13 protein-coding genes and 5 tRNA genes are annotated in these 19,212 nt (G+C 72.9%); 10 read left to right on the forward strand and 8 right to left on the reverse strand.

Annotated elements, in window-relative coordinates; translation table 11 throughout:
* Window positions 1-348: 348 nt before the first annotated feature.
* From K7I03_RS17365 to K7I03_RS17390, 6 genes are all read right to left on the reverse strand, one after another.
* Window positions 349-558 carry a DUF6274 family protein gene (locus K7I03_RS17365; protein ID WP_185944399.1) on the reverse strand — a complete coding sequence of 70 codons (210 nt, stop codon included), beginning with the start codon at window positions 556-558 and terminating at the stop codon, window positions 349-351.
* A gap of 189 nt (window positions 559-747) precedes the next feature.
* Window positions 748-822: transfer RNA gene (locus K7I03_RS17370), tRNA-Asp, on the reverse strand.
* A 116-nt stretch (window positions 823-938) separates the two neighbouring features.
* Complete coding sequence (gene hrpA, locus K7I03_RS17375) at window positions 939-4,892, reverse strand: ATP-dependent RNA helicase HrpA (RefSeq protein WP_185944400.1); 3,954 nt, start codon at window positions 4,890-4,892, stop codon at window positions 939-941.
* A 244-nt stretch (window positions 4,893-5,136) separates the two neighbouring features.
* Window positions 5,137-5,210 (reverse strand) — tRNA-Phe (locus K7I03_RS17380).
* 24 nt (window positions 5,211-5,234) lie between these two features.
* Window positions 5,235-5,309, reverse strand: a tRNA-Asp gene (locus K7I03_RS17385).
* 39 nt (window positions 5,310-5,348) lie between these two features.
* Window positions 5,349-5,421, reverse strand: a tRNA-Glu gene (locus K7I03_RS17390).
* Between the two features lie 174 nt (window positions 5,422-5,595).
* On the opposite strand from K7I03_RS17390, the gene K7I03_RS17395 reads away from it, so the two are divergent.
* The 4 genes from K7I03_RS17395 to K7I03_RS17410 all read left to right on the forward strand — a co-directional run bounded on the left by K7I03_RS17395 (window position 5,596) and on the right by K7I03_RS17410 (window position 9,516).
* A complete protein-coding gene (locus tag K7I03_RS17395) occupies window positions 5,596-5,946 on the forward strand; it encodes a metallopeptidase family protein (RefSeq protein WP_004947857.1) in 351 nt (116 codons plus the stop codon).
* Between the two features lie 286 nt (window positions 5,947-6,232).
* Entirely contained in the window at window positions 6,233-6,793 is a 561-nt protein-coding gene (locus K7I03_RS17400) for a hypothetical protein (RefSeq protein ID WP_185944401.1), read from the forward strand.
* 241 nt (window positions 6,794-7,034) lie between these two features.
* Window positions 7,035-9,281 carry a DEAD/DEAH box helicase gene (locus K7I03_RS17405; RefSeq protein ID WP_185944402.1) on the forward strand — a complete coding sequence of 749 codons (2,247 nt, stop codon included), beginning with the start codon at window positions 7,035-7,037 and terminating at the stop codon, window positions 9,279-9,281.
* A 159-nt stretch (window positions 9,282-9,440) separates the two neighbouring features.
* Window positions 9,441-9,516 (forward strand) — tRNA-Lys (locus K7I03_RS17410).
* A gap of 295 nt (window positions 9,517-9,811) precedes the next feature.
* Here the strand turns inward: K7I03_RS17410 and K7I03_RS17415 are convergent.
* The gene (locus K7I03_RS17415; RefSeq protein WP_185944403.1) at window positions 9,812-10,183 is read right to left on the reverse strand and encodes a winged helix-turn-helix domain-containing protein; all 372 of its coding nucleotides are present in this window, start codon (window positions 10,181-10,183) and stop codon (window positions 9,812-9,814) included.
* 309 nt (window positions 10,184-10,492) lie between these two features.
* Window positions 10,493-10,822: a nuclear transport factor 2 family protein gene (locus K7I03_RS17420; RefSeq protein ID WP_224347091.1), complete on the reverse strand. Its 330-nt coding sequence runs from the start codon at window positions 10,820-10,822 to the stop codon at window positions 10,493-10,495.
* 216 nt (window positions 10,823-11,038) lie between these two features.
* Between K7I03_RS17420 and K7I03_RS17425 the strand changes: the two genes are divergently transcribed.
* The 6 genes from K7I03_RS17425 to K7I03_RS17450 all read left to right on the forward strand — a co-directional run bounded on the left by K7I03_RS17425 (window position 11,039) and on the right by K7I03_RS17450 (window position 19,158).
* Entirely contained in the window at window positions 11,039-11,839 is an 801-nt protein-coding gene (locus tag K7I03_RS17425) for a DUF6227 family protein (RefSeq protein WP_185944405.1), read from the forward strand.
* A gap of 233 nt (window positions 11,840-12,072) precedes the next feature.
* On the forward strand, window positions 12,073-12,276 hold the full coding sequence (locus K7I03_RS17430) for a cold-shock protein (RefSeq protein ID WP_004954428.1): 204 nt from the start codon (window positions 12,073-12,075) through the stop codon (window positions 12,274-12,276).
* Between the two features lie 211 nt (window positions 12,277-12,487).
* Window positions 12,488-14,059 (forward strand): DEAD/DEAH box helicase, encoded by a 1,572-nt coding sequence (locus tag K7I03_RS17435; protein ID WP_185944406.1) that lies wholly within the window; start codon window positions 12,488-12,490, stop codon window positions 14,057-14,059.
* 238 nt (window positions 14,060-14,297) lie between these two features.
* Window positions 14,298-15,479 (forward strand): PP2C family protein-serine/threonine phosphatase, encoded by a 1,182-nt coding sequence (locus K7I03_RS17440; protein WP_185944407.1) that lies wholly within the window; start codon window positions 14,298-14,300, stop codon window positions 15,477-15,479.
* Between the two features lie 346 nt (window positions 15,480-15,825).
* Window positions 15,826-17,406, forward strand: a complete 1,581-nt coding sequence (locus K7I03_RS17445; RefSeq protein WP_224347092.1) for a peptidoglycan DD-metalloendopeptidase family protein — start codon at window positions 15,826-15,828, stop codon at window positions 17,404-17,406.
* A gap of 156 nt (window positions 17,407-17,562) precedes the next feature.
* On the forward strand, window positions 17,563-19,158 hold the full coding sequence (locus K7I03_RS17450; protein WP_224347093.1) for an MFS transporter: 1,596 nt from the start codon (window positions 17,563-17,565) through the stop codon (window positions 19,156-19,158).
* Window positions 19,159-19,212: the final 54 nt, after the last annotated feature.

Consider the following 19,212-nt stretch of genomic DNA (forward strand, 5'->3'; position numbering starts at 1 on the left):
CTCCGCCGGGTCCAGCGCGGTCTTTTTTTGTGCGCTCCCGGATCCGTCGCGGTGCCGCGGAACCCCCTGGTGTACCGCCGGCTTCCATTCGGGAATGGTTGAGCGGCCGGTGCAATTGCACATATTAAATTGACCGGTGATGACCAGGGCGTGAGTTCCGTCATCTCCGTAACTCTTTCGGTGACTCCCGTCACAGCATCCCGAGGTTGCCGCCTGTCACCGGGCCGGTATAGAGAAGCCGACCGTCCCGTCTGTTCCCGGGAAAGGCCGGCCGCGGTGCGCCGCCGCCGGTCCTACGTCCGTACCGTACGGCCGGTCGTCCGCCGTTTCGGGGACCCACGCCGTCCGTCATGCCGCCGGGCCCTCCCCGGAGTCCCCCGGGCCGCCCTGGGCGCCCCCGGGGGCGCCGGGCGCGGTCTCCAGGGCCAGCCGCAGCAGCCGGTGGCAGACTGCGCAGTGACGGGTCAGATGGCGGTAGCGGACGGACGCCGAGAGGTGGGCTCGCAGCAGCGCCCCGGTCTCGTGCCGGGTCCTCGCGGTCGGGCTGGTCGTGGTCATCGGGCGCGCACCTCCCACTGACTGGGTACCCCTGGCACGTGTCGCCGTCAAGGAGCGGTACGGGAGGGGAGGGCGGCGTCGGCCACCCGCCGGCAGGGCGGGGGAGGGTCGGGTTTCGGCCACGCGGCACGCCATCGGTGGCAAGTGAAGAGGCCCGCTCTCCTCGCGGAGAACGGGCCTCTTCCGATGCGGTCCTGACGGGATTTGAACCCGCGGCCTCCACCTTGACAGGGTGGCGAGCACTCCAAACTGCTCCACAGGACCTTGCTGCTTTCCCGCCTTCGCGGTGCTGCGTGGCAAGACTCTACAGCAGGTCAGGGGGTGCGGTCGAACTCGCCTTCCCGAGGCCGTCCCGATGCCTTCCCGACGCTCTCCCGAGGTCAGGGCGCGAGGGCGTCGATGGCCTTCACGATGCGCTTGTCCGAGACCGGGAACGCCGTGCCGAGCGCGTGCGCGAAGTAGCTCACCCGCAGCTCCTCGATCATCCAGCGGACGTCCAGGGCCTCCTGGGGCACCGGCCGCCCCTTCGGGAACTGCTCCAGCAGCCAGGCGTGCTCGTCCTGCATCTCCTTGACCTTGGCCAGCCGCGCCCGGTCCCGCTCCGCGTTGGTGGGCAGCTGGGTCAGCCGCCGGTCCACGGCCACCAGGTAGCGCAGCAGGTCGGGCAGCCGGCGGACGCCGTGGGCGGTCACGAAGCCGGGCTTCACCAGCTCCGCGAGCTGCTGCTTGATGTCCGTGAGGGAGGTGAGCAGCACGGGGCTGGTGGTGGCCTTCAACCGGCGCTCGCACGCCTGCCAGGCGGCCAGTACCTCCTGCACCTTGCGGATGGTGTCCAGCGTCACGTCGACGATGTCCGCCCGGACCGCGTCGAAGAGCTTCCGGAAGCCCTCCTCGTCCCAGGCGGGCCCGCCGTGCCCGGCGATCAGCTTGTCCGCCGCACCCGCCACGCAGTCCTCGAAGAGGGCCTGGATCGAACCGTGCGGGTTCCGCGACAGGGCGAGCTTCTGCTGGTTGCTCAGCTTGTCCTGGGCGAACTTGGCGGGGTTGGAGGGCAGGTTGAGCAGGATGAGGCGGCGGGTGCCGCGCCACATGGCCTGCCGCTGCTCCTCCTCGGTGTCGAAGAGGCGGACGGCGACCGAGGCGCCCTCATCGACCAGCGCCGGGTACGCCTTGACGGGCTGCCCCGCGCGCCGGGTCTCGAAGGTGCGCGGCAGGGCCCCGATCGTCCACTGGGTGAGCCCGGACCGCTGCTCGGGCCCGGCGGCGCTCCCGGAGGCCGTCGTGGCCTTCTCGAAGGCCCTGGTGATGGCCGCCTGCGTCTTCGGCTTCAGCCGGGTGCGCAGCGCCTCCAGGTCCTTGTCCTCGGCGATCTTCCGCTTGCGCTCGTCGACGATCCGGAAGGTGATCTTCAGGTGGTCGGGGACGCGGCTCGGGTCGAAGTCGTCGGCCTCGATCCGGACGGCGGTCATCCGGTGCAGCTCGCGGGCGAGGGCGGTGGTCAGCGGCTCCTGGACGGGGCCCCCGTCGGGGATAGAGGCGCAGTCCAGGAAGCGCTGCGCGTAGTTCGGCGCCGGCACACAGTTGCGGCGCAGCGGCTTCGGCAGCGAGCGGATCAGCTCCGTCACCAGGTCCTCGCGCAGCCCAGGGATCTGCCAGTCGAAGCCCTCCGGGGAGACCTGGTTGAGCACCTGGAGCGGGATGTGGACCGTCACGCCGTCCGCGTCCGCCCCCGGCTCGAACTGGTACGTCACCCGGAACTTCAGCCGGCCCTGCCGCCAGGAGTCCGGATAGTCGTCCTTGGTGACCGCCTCGGCGTTCTCGTTGATCAGCATGGAGTGCTCGAAGTCGAGCAGCCCCGGCTCCTCACGCCGCTTGTGCTTCCACCACGAGTCGAAGTGCGCCCCGGACACGACGTGTTCGGGCAGCCGCTGATCGTAGAAGTCGAACAGCGTCTCGTCGTCCACCAGGATGTCCCGGCGGCGCGCCCGGTGCTCCAGCTCCTCGACCTCGCCGAGCAGCTTGCGGTTGTCGTGGAAGAACTGGTGGTGCGTCTTCCAGTCGCCCTCCACCAGCGCGTTGCGGATGAACAGCTCGCGGCTGGTCTCCGGGTCGATCCGGCCGTAGTTGACCTTGCGCTGCGCCACGATCGGCACGCCGTAGAGCGTCACCCGCTCGTACGCCATGACGGCCGCCTGCTTCTGCTCCCAGTGCGGCTCGCTGTAGGTGCGCTTCACCAGGTGCTGGGCGAGCGGCTCGATCCACTCCGGCTCGATCCGGGCGTTCACCCGGGCCCACAGCCGGGAGGTCTCCACCAGCTCCGCCGACATGATCCAGCGCGGCGGCTTCTTGAAGAGGGCCGAGCCGGGGAAGACCGCGAACTTGGCGCTGCGGGCGCCCAGGTACTCGTTCTTCTCGGTGTCCTTGAGGCCGAGGTGCGAGAGCAGGCCGGCGAGCAGCGACTGGTGGACGCGCTCCGGGGCCGCGTCCTCGTCGTTCAGGTGCACGCCCATCGACTTCGCGACCGTGCGCAGCTGGGTGTAGATGTCCTGCCACTCGCGTATCCGCAGGTAGTTCAGGAACTCCGACTTGCACATGCGCCGGAACGCCGAGGACGACAGCGCCTTCTGCTGCTCGCGCACATAGCGCCAGAGGTTGAGGAAGGCGAGGAAGTCGCTCGTCTCGTCCTTGAAGCGGGCGTGCTGCTGGTCCGCCTGCTGCTGCTTCTCCGACGGCCGCTCGCGCGGATCCTGGATCGACAGCGCGGCGGCGATCACCATCACCTCGCGGACACAGCCGTTCCGGTCCGCTTCCAGCACCATGCGGGCGAGGCGCGGGTCCACGGGGAGCTGCGACAGCTTGCGGCCGAGGGGCGTGAGCCGCTTCTTCGGATCCTTCTGCTGCGGGTCGAGCGCGCCCAGCTCCTGGAGCAGGTCGACGCCGTCCTTGATATTGCGGCGGTCCGGCGGGTCGATGAACGGGAACTTCTCGATGTCCCCGAGCCCGGCGGCCGTCATCTGAAGGATGACGGAGGCGAGGTTGGTGCGGAGGATCTCCGCGTCCGTGAACTCCGGCCGGGAGAGGAAGTCGTCCTCCGAGTACAACCGGATACAGACGCCGTCGCTCGTCCGGCCGCAGCGGCCCTTGCGCTGGTTGGCGCTCGCCTGCGAGACCGGCTCGATCGGCAGCCGCTGCACCTTGGTGCGGTGGCTGTAGCGCGAGATCCGGGCGAAGCCGGGGTCGATGACGTACTTGATGCCGGGCACGGTGAGGGACGTCTCGGCCACGTTGGTGGCCAGGACGATGCGACGGCCGGTGTGGCGCTGGAAGACGCGGTGCTGCTCGGCGTGGGACAGCCGCGCGTAGAGCGGCAGGATCTCCGTGAACCTCAGCTTCTTCTTCTCCAGCGCGTCCGCCGTGTCCCGGATCTCCCGCTCGCCGGAGAGGAAGACCAGGATGTCGCCGTCGCCCTCCCGCTGGAGCTCGTCCACCGCGTCGCAGATCGCCGTGATCTGGTCGCGGTCGGAGTCCTCGGACTGCTCCTCCAGCAGCGGCCGGTAGCGCACCTCGACCGGGTACGTCCGCCCGCTGACCTCGATGATCGGGGCGTCGCCGAAGTGCCGGGAGAAGCGCTCCGGGTCGATCGTCGCCGAGGTGATCACGACCTTGAGGTCGGGGCGGCGGGGGAGTAGCTGGGCGAGGTAGCCCAGGATGAAGTCGATGTTGAGGCTGCGCTCGTGCGCCTCGTCGATGATGATCGTGTCGTACTGGCGCAGCTCGCGGTCGGTCTGGATCTCCGCCAGCAGGATGCCGTCGGTCATCAGCTTGACCATGGTGTCCGGCCCGACCTGGTCCGTGAACCGGACCTTCCAGCCGACGGCCTCGCCCAGCGGCGTCCGCAGCTCCTCCGCGACCCGCTCCGCCACCGTACGGGCGGCGAGCCGGCGGGGCTGGGTGTGCCCGATCAGACCGCGGACGCCCCGGCCCAGCTCCAGACAGATCTTGGGGATCTGCGTGGTCTTGCCGGAACCGGTCTCACCCGCGACGATGACGACCTGGTGGTCGCGTATCGCCTCCAGGATCGCGTCCTTCTTCTGGCTGACCGGGAGCTGCTCGGGGTACGTGACGGCCGGCACCCGGGCCGCGCGGCGCGCCACGCGCTCCTCGGCCTGGCCGATCTCGGCGTCGATCTCGGCGAGGACCGCCTCCCGGGCCTCGGGCTTGCGGATCCGGCGGGCACCGTCCAGCCTGCGGCCCAGCCGCTGCGCGTCGCGCAGGGACAGCTCGGACAGGCGCGCGGCGAGGCCGGCGGGGGTGAGGGCAGGCTGCGTAGACATACGGACCCCAGGATCGCACCAGGCGGGACGAAGCGGCGAACGCATTTAGGAGCGGCCGGGGCGTCCTCAAACGCCGGACGGGCTGTTTTCAGCCCGTCCGGCGTTTGAGGACAACCGCGCGGAGCGCGGTTTCGGGGGGTCCGGGGCCCTCCCCGGGAAACGGTGAATGGAGGTGCCCCTCTGGGGGGAGGGACCGGGGCACCACAAACACTGAGGCCCCCGTCCGAAGACGGGGGCCTCACAGTGGCTGGGGCCGGGGTCGAACCGGCGACCTTCCGCTTTTCAGGCGGACGCTCGTACCAACTGAGCTACCCAGCCACGCAAGCACCGAGGCGCTTGCAGCGGTCCTGACGGGATTTGAACCCGCGGCCTCCACCTTGACAGGGTGGCGAGCACTCCAAACTGCTCCACAGGACCTTGCTATGTGCGAGCACTAGTCTCGCACACGGTACAGCGTGCCCCCAACGGGATTCGAACCCGTGCTACCGCCTTGAAAGGGCGGCGTCCTGGGCCACTAGACGATGAGGGCTGAATGGCCCACCTGGGCGCTTTGCGGCGCCTCGGGGACGTGAGAAGCATATGGGATGTCGGGAGCGAACGCCAAAACGGTTTGCCGAGGCCAAGGGCGGCGGGGCTGGTGGCGCCCGGAGAAGGCCCCGCGCGCGCCCCGCGCCGCGGCCCTCCGTGGCGGACAATGGCGAGCGTGCTGGAGATGACGCGCGAGGAGTTCGAGGAGCTGGTCGCCGAGGGGCTGGACCGGATCCCGCCGGAGCTGACGCGGCTGATGGACAACGTCGCCGTGTTCGTCGAGGACGAGCCCCCGGCGGACGACCCGGAGCTGCTCGGGCTCTACGAGGGGACGCCGCTGACGGAGCGCGGCGAGTGGTACGCGGGGGTGCTGCCCGACCGGATCACCGTCTACCGCGGCCCCACGTTGCGCATGTGCGCGACGCGGGAGGAGGTCGTGGCGGAGGTGGAGGTCACCGTGGTGCACGAGGTGGCGCACCACTTCGGCATCGACGACGAGCGGCTGCACGCGCTCGGGTACGGCTGAGGCCGGGCGGCCGCGCGGGACCGGCGGTGCGCGCCGGCCGCGGGCGCGGTCGTCCGCGCGGGGTGCCGGCCGGGCGGGGTGCCGGCCGGGCGCGAGGGCGGCCGGGACGCGCGTCGTACGTCCCGGCCCGTGGTGTTCTCCGCCGCTCCGGCGGGCCGCGCGGCGCGTATACGGCCGGAGGCGGGCGTTCCGTCTCGGGCCGGTGCGGCGGGGCGCGTGTCCTGCGCGGTGTGGGGCCAGTTGGGCAGGGAGCCTGTCCCCGCGAGTCCCGAAGGCGGTCCCTCCCATGCGCGCGATTCCCGTGCACTCCGAACCCCCCGCGGGCCGGGTGCACCCGGCGTCCGGCCGGCTGCGGTCGGCCGCCACCCGCCTCGCGGCGGTGGCCGTGGCGACCCTGGCCCTCGGCGGCTGCATGAGCGTGAGCGAGCCCGGCCGGCCGACGCCCTCCGCGTCCGGGCGGCAGCGGGAGGCCGGGGCCCGGCCGGACGGCGGGAAGACGGCGCCGGACGGCCGGCCGGAGCGGGCGGACGCCAAGGGCGTGCGGGGCGCCGACGGGAGCCCGGGGGTCAAGGACGCGCGCGACGGGTCGTCGAGCGCCGCTCCGTCCGCCGGCGCGGACGCGGGGTCGGCGGCGCCCTCGCCGCAGGGCAAGCCCGCCAAGCCGGGCGACCGGAAGAAGCCCCCGGCGCCGGGCGCGTCCCCCGCCCCCGCGAAGCCGCCCGCCTCGCCCGCGCAGCCCAGCCGGCCGGCCCCCGACCCGGATCCGCCGGTTCCGCCGTCGCCGCCCGCGCCCACCACCGAGTCGCCCGCCCCGCATCCGACGCCGCAGGCCGGGCCGGTCGCCTAGGCGGGCGGCGGGAGCGCTGTGGGGCGGGTCACGGTGGTGCGGGGGAGGGTGGGGTTGCGCTCGACGGTGTCGAGTGCGTATGGTGGTAGATCGTTTGATCCCATTTGCCCGGCGCCTGTCAGATGCGCGCCGTGTGGCGCGTTCCTTACCTTGCCGTGGCTGACCGCATCGAGGCGGTCATTTGTGAAGCCGACACGGAGCTTGGGCGCGTGCCGAAACTCCGGAAGGTTTCGCATTTCGCATGTCCATTTCCACTGACCAGACCGTCATGCCCGAGGCCGACGAGACGATCGTCGAGGCCGCTGAGGCCGCTGAGGCCGCCGAGGCCGCTGAGCTCGTCGAGACCGCCGAGGCCGTCGCGACCGACGTCGCCGCCGAGCCGACGATCACCTTCGCCGACCTGGGCCTGGACGACGCCATCGTCCGCAAGCTCGCCCAGAACGGCGTCACCACCCCCTTCCCGATCCAGGCGGCGACCATCCCGGACGCCCTGGCCGGCAAGGACATCCTGGGCCGCGGCCGCACCGGCTCCGGCAAGACCCTCTCGTTCGGTCTGCCGCTGCTGTCGATCCTCGCGGGCGGTCACACCGAGAAGAAGCGTCCGCGCGGTCTGATCCTCACCCCGACCCGTGAGCTGGCGATGCAGGTCGCCGACGCCCTCCAGCCCTACGGCGACGTCCTCGGCCTCAAGATGAAGGTCGTCTGCGGCGGTACGTCCATGGGCAACCAGATCTACGCCCTGGAGCGCGGCGTCGACATCCTCGTCGCCACCCCGGGCCGCCTGCGCGACATCATCAACCGTGGTGCCGCCTCGCTCGACAAGGTCCAGGTCGCCGTCCTCGACGAGGCCGACCAGATGGCCGACATGGGCTTCCTGCCCGAGGTCACCGAGATCCTCGACCTGGTGCCGACCGGCGGCCAGCGGCTGCTCTTCTCCGCGACGCTGGAGAACGAGATCGACACCCTGGTCAAGCGCTACCTGGTCGACCCGGTCACCCACGAGGTCGACCCGTCCGCCGGCGCGGTCACCACGATGACCCACCACGTCCTCGTCGTGAAGCCGAAGGACAAGGCGCCGGTCACCGCCGCCATCGCCGCCCGCAAGGGCCGCACCATCATCTTCGTCCGCACCCAGATGGGCGCCGACCGCGTCGCCGAGCAGCTGCTCGACTCCGGTGTCCGCGCCGACGCGCTGCACGGCGGCATGACCCAGGGCGCCCGTACCCGCGTCCTGGAGGACTTCAAGGCCGGCCGCGTCAACTGCCTGGTCGCCACCGACGTCGCCGCCCGCGGCATCCACGTCGACGGCATCGACCTGGTCCTCAACGTGGACCCGGCCGGCGACCACAAGGACTACCTGCACCGCTCCGGCCGTACGGCCCGCGCCGGCCAGTCCGGCACGGTCGTCTCGCTGGCCCTGCCGCACCAGCGCCGGCAGATCTTCCGCCTGATGGAGGACGCGGGCGTGGACGCCTCGCGCCACATCGTCGGCGGCGCCGGCGCCTTCGACCCGGAGGTCGCCGACATCACCGGCGCCCGCTCGCTCACCGAGGTGCAGGCCGACTCGGCCGCGAACGCCGCCAAGCAGGCGGAGCGCGACCTGGCCGACCTCAACCGCCAGCTGGAGCGCGCCCAGCGCCGCGCCACCGAGCTGCGCGAGGAGGCCGACCGCCTGCTGGCCCGCGCCGCCCGTGAGCGCGGCGAGGACCCGGAGGCCGCCGTGGCCGCCGCCGCCGAGGAGGCCGCCGCCGAGGCCGCCCGGATCGCGGAACAGGCCGCTGCCGCCGCCGCGGTGCCCGCGCAGACCGAGCGCCGCGACGAGCGGGGCAACTTCGAGCGCCGTTCGGGCGGCTTCCGCCGGGACGACCGCGAGGAGCGCGGCGACCGGGGCGGGTTCCGCCGTGACGACCGCGGGGGTGACCGTGGCGGCTTCCGTCGCGACGACCGCCGTGACGACCGGGGTGACCGTGGCGGCTTCCGCCGTGACGACCGCCGTGACGACCGTCCGTCCTCCGGTTTCCGCCGTGACGACCGCCCGTCGGGTGGCTTCCGCCGCGACGAGCGTCGCGACGACCGTCCGTTCAACCGCGACCGTCGCGACGACCGCCCGTCCGGTGGCTTCCGCCGTGACGACCGCGAGGACCGCGGCGGCGACCGTGGCGGCGACCGTGGCGGGTTCCGCCGCGACGAGCGCCGTGACGACCGTCCGTTCAACCGCGACCGTCGCGACGACCGGCACTCCGGCGGCTTCCGCCGTGACGACCGTCCGTCCTCCGGCTTCCGTTCCGGCGGCGACCGCCCGTCCGGTGGCTACCGCTCCGGCGGCGGCGACCGTCCGTTCAACCGCGACCGCCGTGACGACCGTCCGTCCTCCGGCTTCCGTTCCGGCGGCGGTGACCGCCCCTACGGCCGCCGCGACGACCACCGCGGCGCCGGCTCGTCGTTCGACCGCCGTGCCGACAAGCCGCGCTGGAAGCGCAACGGCTGATCATTCGGCCGGGAAGGGCAAGCACCCTTCCCACCAGCGGAACTGAGGGCCCGTACGGCGCCCCGGTAGCGGAAGGGCTCCTTCCTGGAGCCCTTCCGGAAAAGTGCCGGGGATAACGACTCGGGATCCGGCGCCCCGCCGGGCTATGCTGCGGGGTGCGGGCCGTTAGCTCAATTGGCAGAGCAGTGGACTTTTAATCCATTGGTTGTGGGTTCGAGTCCCACACGGCCTACCACGGGAGCCCAGGTCAGAGACATCTGACCTGGGCTTCGTGGCGTTATTGGGGCCGGCGGGATCGTCGTCCCGTCCGATGTCCGGCCGAAATGCCGACGATCGGGCAAAGGCGGCGGTGGTGAGACGGGCGGGCTTCCGGAGGGCCGCCGTCCGAATGCCCTTCGCGGGGGCCGGGAGTGATTCACGGCACAGGCCCCGCGCTTCCGCGGTGACGGTCGGCGATTTACGGACTTCGTCACCGCGCCGGGTCGCCCGGTCGCCGGGCCGGTCGTCGGGTCGGGCATCGGGTCGCCGGCTCACGGGACCTCGGGCGCCGCCGCGCGTGACGGGTCGTACGCGTATCCGACGTGCCGCACCGTCACGATCGTCTCGCGGTACCCCGGCCCCAACTTGCCGCGCAGCCGGGCGATGTGGACGTCCACGGTGCGTCCGCCGCCGACGCAGGTCGGTCCCCAGACCGAGGCCAGCAGCTGGCGCCGGGTGTGCACCTGGTCCGGGCGGCCGACCAGATGCGCGAGGAGCTCGAACTCCCGGCCGGTGAGCCGCAGTTCCCGGCCGTCGACGACGGCCGTGCGCCGCCGGTAGTCCAGGGTGACCCGGTGGCCGGCGGGGCGCGGCGGACGGCTGAGGGTCCGCGGGGAGCGCAGGGGCGTCTCGTACGGGGGCATCTCGGTCCTCCTCTGACCCCGGGAAGGCGGTCGCCTCCCACCGGCGGTAAGAAGAGGGGGCCGGGGCGCGGGTTGCCTCGGCGCCGGCCGTGTGCACAACATCTGCACGCTTGGCGGGTCCTGTGCCCTCGGGGTCCGCCTGTGCTCTCCGGGTCTGCCCGGGCCCTTTAGGTCTGCCTGCGCCCTCCGGTCCGTCGGTGCCCTCGGCCTGCCGGTGCCCTCGGCCTGCCGGTGCCCTCGGCTCGTCGATGTCCCCGGCTCGTCGATGTCCCCGGCTCGTCGATGCCCCCGGCCCGTTGGCCGGGCCTCTCAGCCCTGGCCGACGTCGAGCCGGGTGATCCGTCCGTCGGTGATCTGGAAGTGCCAGTACGTTCCGTGCAGATCCGCCCGGTCCGAGCGGAAGCGGCCGAGCAGGTACCGCCCGTGCTGCCGCTCCTCCGCCACCTCCAGCCGCCCGCGCGCCTCGAACACCTCTCGTTCCGCCCAGGAGCGCAGGTCCTGGAGGGCGCCGTCGTCGGTGAGCTCGGCGTTGGCGGCGAAGGCGGCGTAGAAGGCGTCCCGGTCGCCGTCGCGCATGGCGACGACGAGCGCGCGGACGACCGGCTCGCTGAGTTCCTCGGGGGGCGGGGCGGCGGTCACGGCGGCCTCCTGCGCGTCGGGTCCCGGTGGGCGGTGCCACGGGCCCCGCACGGTGCCCGGCACACGCCTTCGACTGTAGGCCGGGGGCCCGAGGGGCGCGCGTTCGCCGGTCAAACGGGCGCCCCGGCGGATGCGGCGAACCCGCCCCTGCCCCGTGTTCGCGCCGCTACCGTAAGTGCGCGGGGTGGGCAGGAGAAGGCCGGGAGGTCGAGGGGCATGGAGCAGATGCGCACGGGCGGGGGAGCGAACCGGGGTGGTGGCCCGACACCCGCCGAGCACGTCGCCGGACTGCTCGCACGCGCGCAGAACGGGTTCGAGATCGCCGAGCCGCTGCTGGAGCGGCTGCGTACCGCGCTGATGCACCAGGCCGAGCTCCGCTCGTACCGGCAGCGCAACGACGGCGACCGTCCGCTGCGGTGCAACACGTACCGGCACGTCTTCCTCCTCGCGGACGGCAGCAGCCTGCTGCTGTACGAGCTGGAGCACGACACCGGGCCGCGCGGGGAACTGCTGTACGAGCTGTACGCCCGCGAGGACGCCCTCGACGAGGCCGAGCGGCGGGTCCACGAGCGGATCGGCGGCGGCATCGGCCCCGGCGCCGAGGACGAGGAACTGCCGGCCTGGCTGGCCGAGGAGCTGCTGCTCGCCATGGGCCCGGTGCGGCCCCGCCGCGAGTACGTCTCCGAGGCGTCCCCCGACCACGCCCGGCGGCTGCTGCGCCGGGCCGAGAACCCGGACGGGCCGGGCGAGGTGGTCGGCGAGATCCTGCGGGGCGCCCTGGGCCACCACATCGCGCTGATCACCAAGCCGCGGCGGCGCGGTCCCGACCGGGACGCCACCTGGTGCCGGTTCTACGAGCACGCGTTCCTGCTGGAGGGCGGGGGTGAGGTCTCGCTCTGGGAGCTGGAGCACAACATGACGTCCGACGGGCGGCTGGTGTGCGAGGTGTACCTGGACGAGGCGGAGGCGGAAGTGGCGGCGGATCGGCACGCGCGGGCGCTGGGGGTGGAGTTATAGGCGTGGTGCGGTGAAGCGGCAGGGGTGGGCGGTTCCGGGCCGCCCGCCCGCCCGGCCGGTACCGGGTGAGACCGGGGTCACAGCGCGGCCCGTTCGGCGTGTGCTAGTGTCGACGAAGTTGCAGTTGTGGTACCCATGAACTCGTGTGCGCCTCGGCCATGTAGCCGAAGGCGCATTTTTGTTTTGCCGGTCTATTCCGGCGTGGGGCCCATCCCATTCCTAAGGAGATAGACATGGCTACTGGCACCGTGAAGTGGTTCAACTCGGAAAAGGGCTTCGGCTTCATCGAGCAGGACGGCGGCGGCCCGGACGTCTTCGCCCACTACTCGAACATCGCCTCCACCGGCTTCCGTGAGCTCCTCGAGGGCCAGAAGGTGTCCTTCGACGTCACGCAGGGCCAGAAGGGCCTGCAGGCGGAGAACATCGTCACCATCTGACGCACGCGGCCCTAGGCCGCTCTCCGTGCGGCGCGTCCCGCCACACCGCTGGACGCGCCCCGCATGAGGCATCACGCAATGGGGCCCGCACCATTTGGGTGCGGGCCCCATTGTGCCCCCCCCCCGCACCAAGCGCGCCCAGGCTCACTCCGGATACGGAACGTGGGAGCCCGCATCGGGCGTGCCACCCCCTTGAGGGAAGGTTCCCCGCATGACCCGCTCCGCCCGTCCCGCCCGCCAGCCGCGCCCCCGCGGCGGCCAGCAGCCGTCCCGCCGCAAGCCGGCGCCGGCCGCCGCCCCGGCGGAGTTCGAGACTCCGGTCAGCACGACGCCCGCGCTGCCGCCGGTGGAGTCCTTCGAGGACCTCGGCCTGCCCGTCGGGCTGCTGTCGACCCTGACCCGCGAGGGCGTCACCGCGCCCTTCCCGATCCAGGCCGCCACCCTCCCCAACTCGCTCGCGGGCCGCGACGTCCTCGGCCGTGGCCGTACCGGCTCCGGCAAGACGCTGGCCTTCGGCCTGGCCCTGCTGGCCCGTACCGCCGGCCGCCGCGCCGAGTCCCGCCGGCCGCTCGCGCTCGTCCTCGTGCCCACCCGTGAGCTGGCCCAGCAGGTCACCGACTCGCTCGCCCCATACGCCACCGCCGTGAACCTGCGGACGGCCACCGTGGTCGGCGGCATGTCCATCGGCCGCCAGGCCAACCAGCTCGCGCGCGGCGCCGAGGTGCTCGTGGCCACGCCGGGCCGGCTCGCCGACCTGATCCAGCGCGGCGACTGCTCCCTGGCCGACGTGGCGATCACCGTCCTGGACGAGGCCGACCAGATGGCCGACATGGGCTTCCTGCCCCAGGTCACCCGGCTGCTGGAGCAGGTCGCGCCGGGCGGCCAGCGGATGCTGTTCTCCGCGACGCTCGACCGCAACGTCGACCGGCTCGTCCGCCGCTTCCTCACCGACCCCGTCACCCACTCGGTGGACCCCTCGGCGGGCGCGGTGGTGACGATGGAGCACCACCTGTTCCACCTCGCGGACGAGACCACGAAGAAGGACACGGTGACCCGGATCGCCGCCCGTGAGGGGCGCGTGATCATGTTCGTGGACACCAAGCGCGGTGCCGACCGGCTGACCAAGCGGCTGCTGTCGCAGGGCGTCCGCGCGGCGGCGCTGCACGGCGGCAAGAGCCAGCCGCAGCGCAACCGGACCCTGGAGCAGTTCCGCACCGACCAGGTCACCGCGCTGATCGCGACCAACGTCGCGGCCCGCGGCATCCACATCGACGGCCTGGACCTGGTCGTCAACATCGATCCGCCCGTGGACCACAAGGATTACCTGCACCGCGGCGGCCGCACGGCCCGCGCGGGGGAGTCCGGCACGGTGGTCACCCTGGTGCTGCCCGAGCAGCGCCGCGAGATGACCCGCATGATGGCGAACGCCAAGATCTCGCCGCAGGTGTCCCGGGTGCAGCCCGCGGACGCCGAGGTCAGCCGGATCACCGGGGCGCGTGAGCCCAGCGGGGTGCCCGTGGTGATCGCTCCGCCGCCGCCCCCGCCGGCCCCGGCCCGCAAGGCGTCCTCGGGTTCGTCCTCGTCCGGTTCCTCGTCTCCCTCGTCCTCTTCGCGCTCGGGGCGCGGACGCGGGCGCGGCCGTGGCCGCTCCGGCGCGGGCCCGGAGGCGGGCACCGAGCAGAGCACCACCGGCGCGCGCGGCCCCCGCCGGCGCCCCCGCCCGGACGGCGCCGCCCCGGCGCCCCGCGGCGGAGGCCGTACGCGGCGGCCGTCGGCGGGCTGAGCGGCCGTCGAGCGGCCGTCGAGCGGCCGTCGAGCGGCCGTCGAGTGGCCGTCGGCGGGCTGAGGACCGGCGGGGCCCACCCGCCGTACGCCGCCCTCCCCGCACCGACCCTCCCGCCGTAAGCCGCCCCCCCCGCACGGCCCCCCCTCCGATGGACGCCACCCCTCCCGGCCCCGACGCTGGGAGGGAGCAGCGGAGGCCGGCCGGGTCGGGTGCCGGCCGGGTCAGGGAGCGCACGGTGGGGAAGCGAGAGAGGCCGGAGCGCGCGGAGCATCCGGCGGACGCGGCCCCGAACGTGCTGTGGCGGGCCGCCTGCTGGCTGCCCGCCGTGCTGCTCGTCGCGGGTGAGGTCTTCGCCTTCCTCACCCCTCCCAACTACAACTCCGCCCCCTTCTTCTCCGCGGCCCCGCTCGTCGCCGCCTCGCTGCTCTCCGCCCGGGCCACCGCCGTGACGGCGGCGATCGCCGTGGTGGCGTCCGTGGACATCACCGTCCACCGCGGCTCCCCGAGCACCGGCGAATCGGTCACCGAGAACGTCACCGTGCTGACCGTCTCGCTCCTCGCCCTGGGCATCAACCGCGTGGTGCGCCGCAGCGACAGCCGGCTCCGCTCCGCCCGCGGCATCGCCGAGGCCGCGCAGCGGGCCGTCCTGCCCGCCCCGCCGGCCCGGCTCGACGGGCTGCGCGTCGCGGCCCGGTACGTGGCGGCGCAGGCCGACGCCCGGATCGGCGGAGACCTGTACGCCGTCCAGGACACCCCGCACGGCATCCGGCTGATCGTCGGCGATGTGCGCGGCAAGGGACTGGGCGCCGTGGAGGCCGTGGCCGTGCTGATCGGCGCGTTCCGCGAGGCGGCGGAGGGGGAGCCGACACTGGACGGGGTCGCGCTGCGGCTGGAGCGCGCGCTGCGGCGGGAGGGCGGCCGGCGGGCCGGCATCGACCAGTTCGAGGGCTTCACCACCGCCGTCCTGGCGGAGGTGCCGCACGGCGACGCCCCGGTCGTCCGGCTGGTGAACCGCGGCCACCCGCCCCCGCTGCTGGCGCATCCGGACGGCACGGTGACCGAGGTCCCGCCGGGCGCGCACGCACTGCCGCTGGGCATGGGGGAGTTGGGGGATCCGGGGGAGGGGCCGGACCGGGTGGAGGAGCGCCCGTTCCCGCCGGGGGCGACGCTGCTGCTGTTCACCGACGGGGTGACGGAGGCGCGGGACGCGGCGGGCGCCTTCTACGACCCCCTGCGGCGGCTCGCGGGACGGCGGTTCCGGAGCCCGGACGCCCTGCTCGACCACCTCGTGGCCGACGTCGACCGGCACACAGGCGGGCACGGTGACGACGACATGGCCCTGCTGGCCGTCCGGCGCACCGAGCACCACCACCCGCCCGTACCGCGCCGCACCGCCGCCACGCTGCATAACGAGTGACACACCATCAGTGGATATCGCCGGCAGATCTTGCCAACGGGCCCGTGGATTCACGCTTTCGGCTTGGAAACAACCAGTCCTGTCTATTAACGTTCGATAACGCAGCGCGTTCCTCATACCGCCGCACAAAGCGGCACCGCGCGCTTTCGCCGAATCCCGTGGGTACGGGCCCGTGGGCACGAGAGGGAACCGGGGAACCACCAGCCCTCGGGATCGCACCGGGCCGTGCCCGGCCCGTAGGGGACGTCCTTCTCCGGCCTGCTCCGCACCCTCCCGGTGCCCGAACGTCCCGGGGACTTCCACCGCTGACGCGGCAGGCGAGAGGGAAGGAAAGGAGAGCGCCCCCGTGGCGTCCAACAGGTCCGCAGGCGGAGACGGTTCGCACGGCTCCTGGGCGGAGTCCCCCTACGGGGACGAACCCGGCTCCTCCCCCGTCCCGCCCCCTCCCGGCGGCGTCGACGGCCCGTTCGAAGCTCAGGGCTCGTACGGCTCGTATGACTCGTATGGCTCGTACGACTCTTTCGATGCGCCCGGCTCTTCCGCTCCCCATGACGCCTACGACGCCTACGACGCTTACGACGCCTACGACGTATTCGGTACTGCCGGCTCCTACGACGGCATTGCCCCGCAGGGAGAGGCCGGGGCGAGTGCGACGGACGGCGGTATGGACGCGGAATCCGTGACTCCGGCCGGGTCCGGGCCCGGGTCCGGTACGGAGTACGAGCCTCCGGTCCGCGGCCGGCACCGGGTCCCCAAGCAGCGCGGCGGCTCCATGGCCCGCAGCGGCGCGGTGCTCGGCGTCGGCGTGATCGCCGCGGTCGGCGCCGGCGGCATGGCCAGCGCGCAGGAGCGCCCGGCGGCCATATCCGTGCCGGACGTCTCCCACCTGCCGGGCGCGGGCCCGTACCTGATCGACGACGGGGACGACGACGAGGGCGGCGCCCCGGAGGCCGTCGCCCCGGCGCACGTCGAGTCCGACGCGCAGCCGACTGGTGCGCATCAGTCGGGTCTCGCCGATGCTCCTGCCGCTTCCGCTGCGTCCCCCACCTCCACCACGTCCGACGCTTCCGACGCGTCCGACGCCGGTGAGGCGCTGCGCGCCCGCATCCTCCAGCAGGCCGATCACCAGCGGCAGTCCGCCGGCGCCGAGGCGACGCACGAGGCGCAGCAGGCGCAGCAGGTGCATGAGACGCAGGCGACGCCCAAGGCGCAGGCGACGCAGGAGGCGGAGGAGCGGGCCGCCGCGGACGCCCAGCGGATGGCGGCGGCGAAGGCCACGGCGGACCGGAAGGCCCGCGGCGCGGCGCAGGCGGCGCACGCCGCGACCGCCCGTGCCGCCACCGCGCACCCCACGGCGTCGCAGCGTGCCGAGAGCGCGGCGCACGCCGGCCGGCCGCACGCCGCGGGGAACGCGCCGAAGGCCCGGGCGGAGTCCACGGCCGCGGCCCAGTCGTCGGTGGTCAAGGCGACCGGCCAGGCCCAGGCCGAGGCGCGGCGCGCCGCCGAGCGGATCACCGCCGCGCGGGCCAAGCGCACCTACGTCCTGCCGGTCTCCTCGTACCGGATCACCGCCCGCTTCGGCCAGGCCGGCGGCATGTGGTCCCACCGGCACACCGGCACGGACTTCGCCGCCCCCACAGGCACTCCGGTCAAGGCGGTGCACGGGGGCACGATCACCCACGCCGGCTGGGCCGGCTCGTACGGCTACCGCATCGTGCTGCGCCTCGACGACGGGACGGAGGTGTGGTTCTGCCACCTGTCGTCGATGGTCAGGACGAAGGGCAAGGTCGCCGCCGGGCAGGTCATCGGCCGGGTCGGGGCGACGGGCAACGTCACCGGGGCGCACCTGCACCTGGAGGTCCGGCCGCACGGTGGGCACCCCGTCGATCCGCTGCACTGGCTGCGGTCGAAGGGCCTGCGCCCGTAGGCCGCGCACACCGGACGCCGGGCCCGCGGTGGTGGCGGGCGCCGCCCGCGCGGGCCCGGGGCTCGAAGGGCCGGCCGTGCGCCGTTATCGTCCTCCCGCACCCCGATCCGGAAATTTGCCGCGAATGTTCCGAGTGCGATCGGGAACTCAGATTGTGTGACGACCGCGACCATCAGCACTTCTGTGCCCGCGCGCCTGGACCGGCTGCCCTGGTCCCGGTGGCACTGGACTGTGGTGATCGGGCTGGGCACGGTCTGGATCCTCGACGGCCTGGAGGTCACGGTCGTCGGCAACATCGCGGGACGCCTCTCCGAGCACGGGAGCGGACTGCCCATCACCGGGGCCCAGGTGACCGGTGTGGCCGCCGCGCTCTATGTGACGGGCGCCTGCCTGGGGGCGCTGTTCTTCGGCCGGCTGACCGACCGGTTCGGCCGTAAAAGGCTGTTCATGGTGACCCTCGCGGTCTACCTGGGGGCGACGGCCCTGACGGCGTTCTCGTACTCGTCCTGGTGGTTCTTCGCCTTCCGCTTCCTCACCGGATTCGGCATCGGCGGCGAGTACGCGGCCATCAACTCGGCCGTCGACGAGCTGATCCCGGCCCGCTACCGGGGCCGCGTCGACCTCGTCATCAACGGCAGCTTCTGGCTGGGCGCCATCGCCGGATCGCTGCTGTCGATCGTCCTCCTGGACACCCGGATCTTCCCCAAGGACATCGGCTGGCGGCTGACGTTCGGGCTGGGTGTGGTGCTCGGCCTCGTCATCCTGCTCGTCCGCCGTCAGGTTCCGGAAAGCCCCCGCTGGCTGTTCATTCACGGAAAGGCGGAGGAGGCCGAACGGCTGGTCGACGCCATCGAGCGGCGCATCGAGGCGGACAAGGGCATCAAGCTCGCCCCGGCCGCCGGGCGGATCACCATTCGCCAGCGCAAGCGCACGGGATTCCGGGCCATCGCCCGGACGGTCTTCACGGACTACCGGCGGCGCGCCGTTCTCGGCCTCGTCCTCTTCATCGGGCAGGCGTTCCTCTACAATGCCATCACCTTCGGATTCGGGGAGATCCTCACCAAGTTCTTCGGCGTCGCCACCGCGCGGACCGGATACTTCTTCGCGGTCATGGCGCTGGGCAATTTCCTCGGCCCGCTTTTCCTCGGCAAACTGTTCGACACCATCGGCCGGCGCGTGATGATCTCGTCCACGTTCCTGCTGTCCGGAGCGCTGCTCTTCGTCACCGCCTGGCTCTTCGACGCCGGCCACCTGACCGCGAACACCCTGACCGCCTGCTGGTGCGTCGTCCTCTTCTTCGCCTCCGCCGGCGCGAGCAGCGCCTACCTCACGGTCTCGGAGGTGTTCCCGACGGAGACACGGGCCATGGCCATCGCCTTCTTCTACGCGGTGGGCACGGCGGCCGGCGGCATCAGCGGCCCCCTGCTCTTCGCCCAGCTGACGACCACGGGTGTGGTGAGCGACGCGGTGCTGGCCTTCCAGATCGGCGCGACCTTGATGTGCCTGGCCGGGGTGACCGCCGCCTTCCTGGCGGTACGCGCCGAGGGCCGCTCCCTGGAGGACATCGCCACCCCGCTCTCCGTCCAGCCCGAACCGCTGCCGCCCTCGCAGACTTCGTCTTCACCCTCTTCACCGTCTTCACCGTCTGCGTCGCCTTCGTCGTCTTCGCCGTCTTCATCGGCGCGCTGGAGCAGCACCCTCAGGGCCGGGACGGGCGGGGAGCCGGCACCGGCGCCGGTGTCGGAGGAGTAGCGGGGGCGGGCGCGTACGGGAGTCACGCGTGGGTACGGGAGCCACGCACGCACA

Source organism: Streptomyces mobaraensis, from assembly GCF_020099395.1.
Taxonomy (GTDB): domain Bacteria; phylum Actinomycetota; class Actinomycetes; order Streptomycetales; family Streptomycetaceae; genus Streptomyces.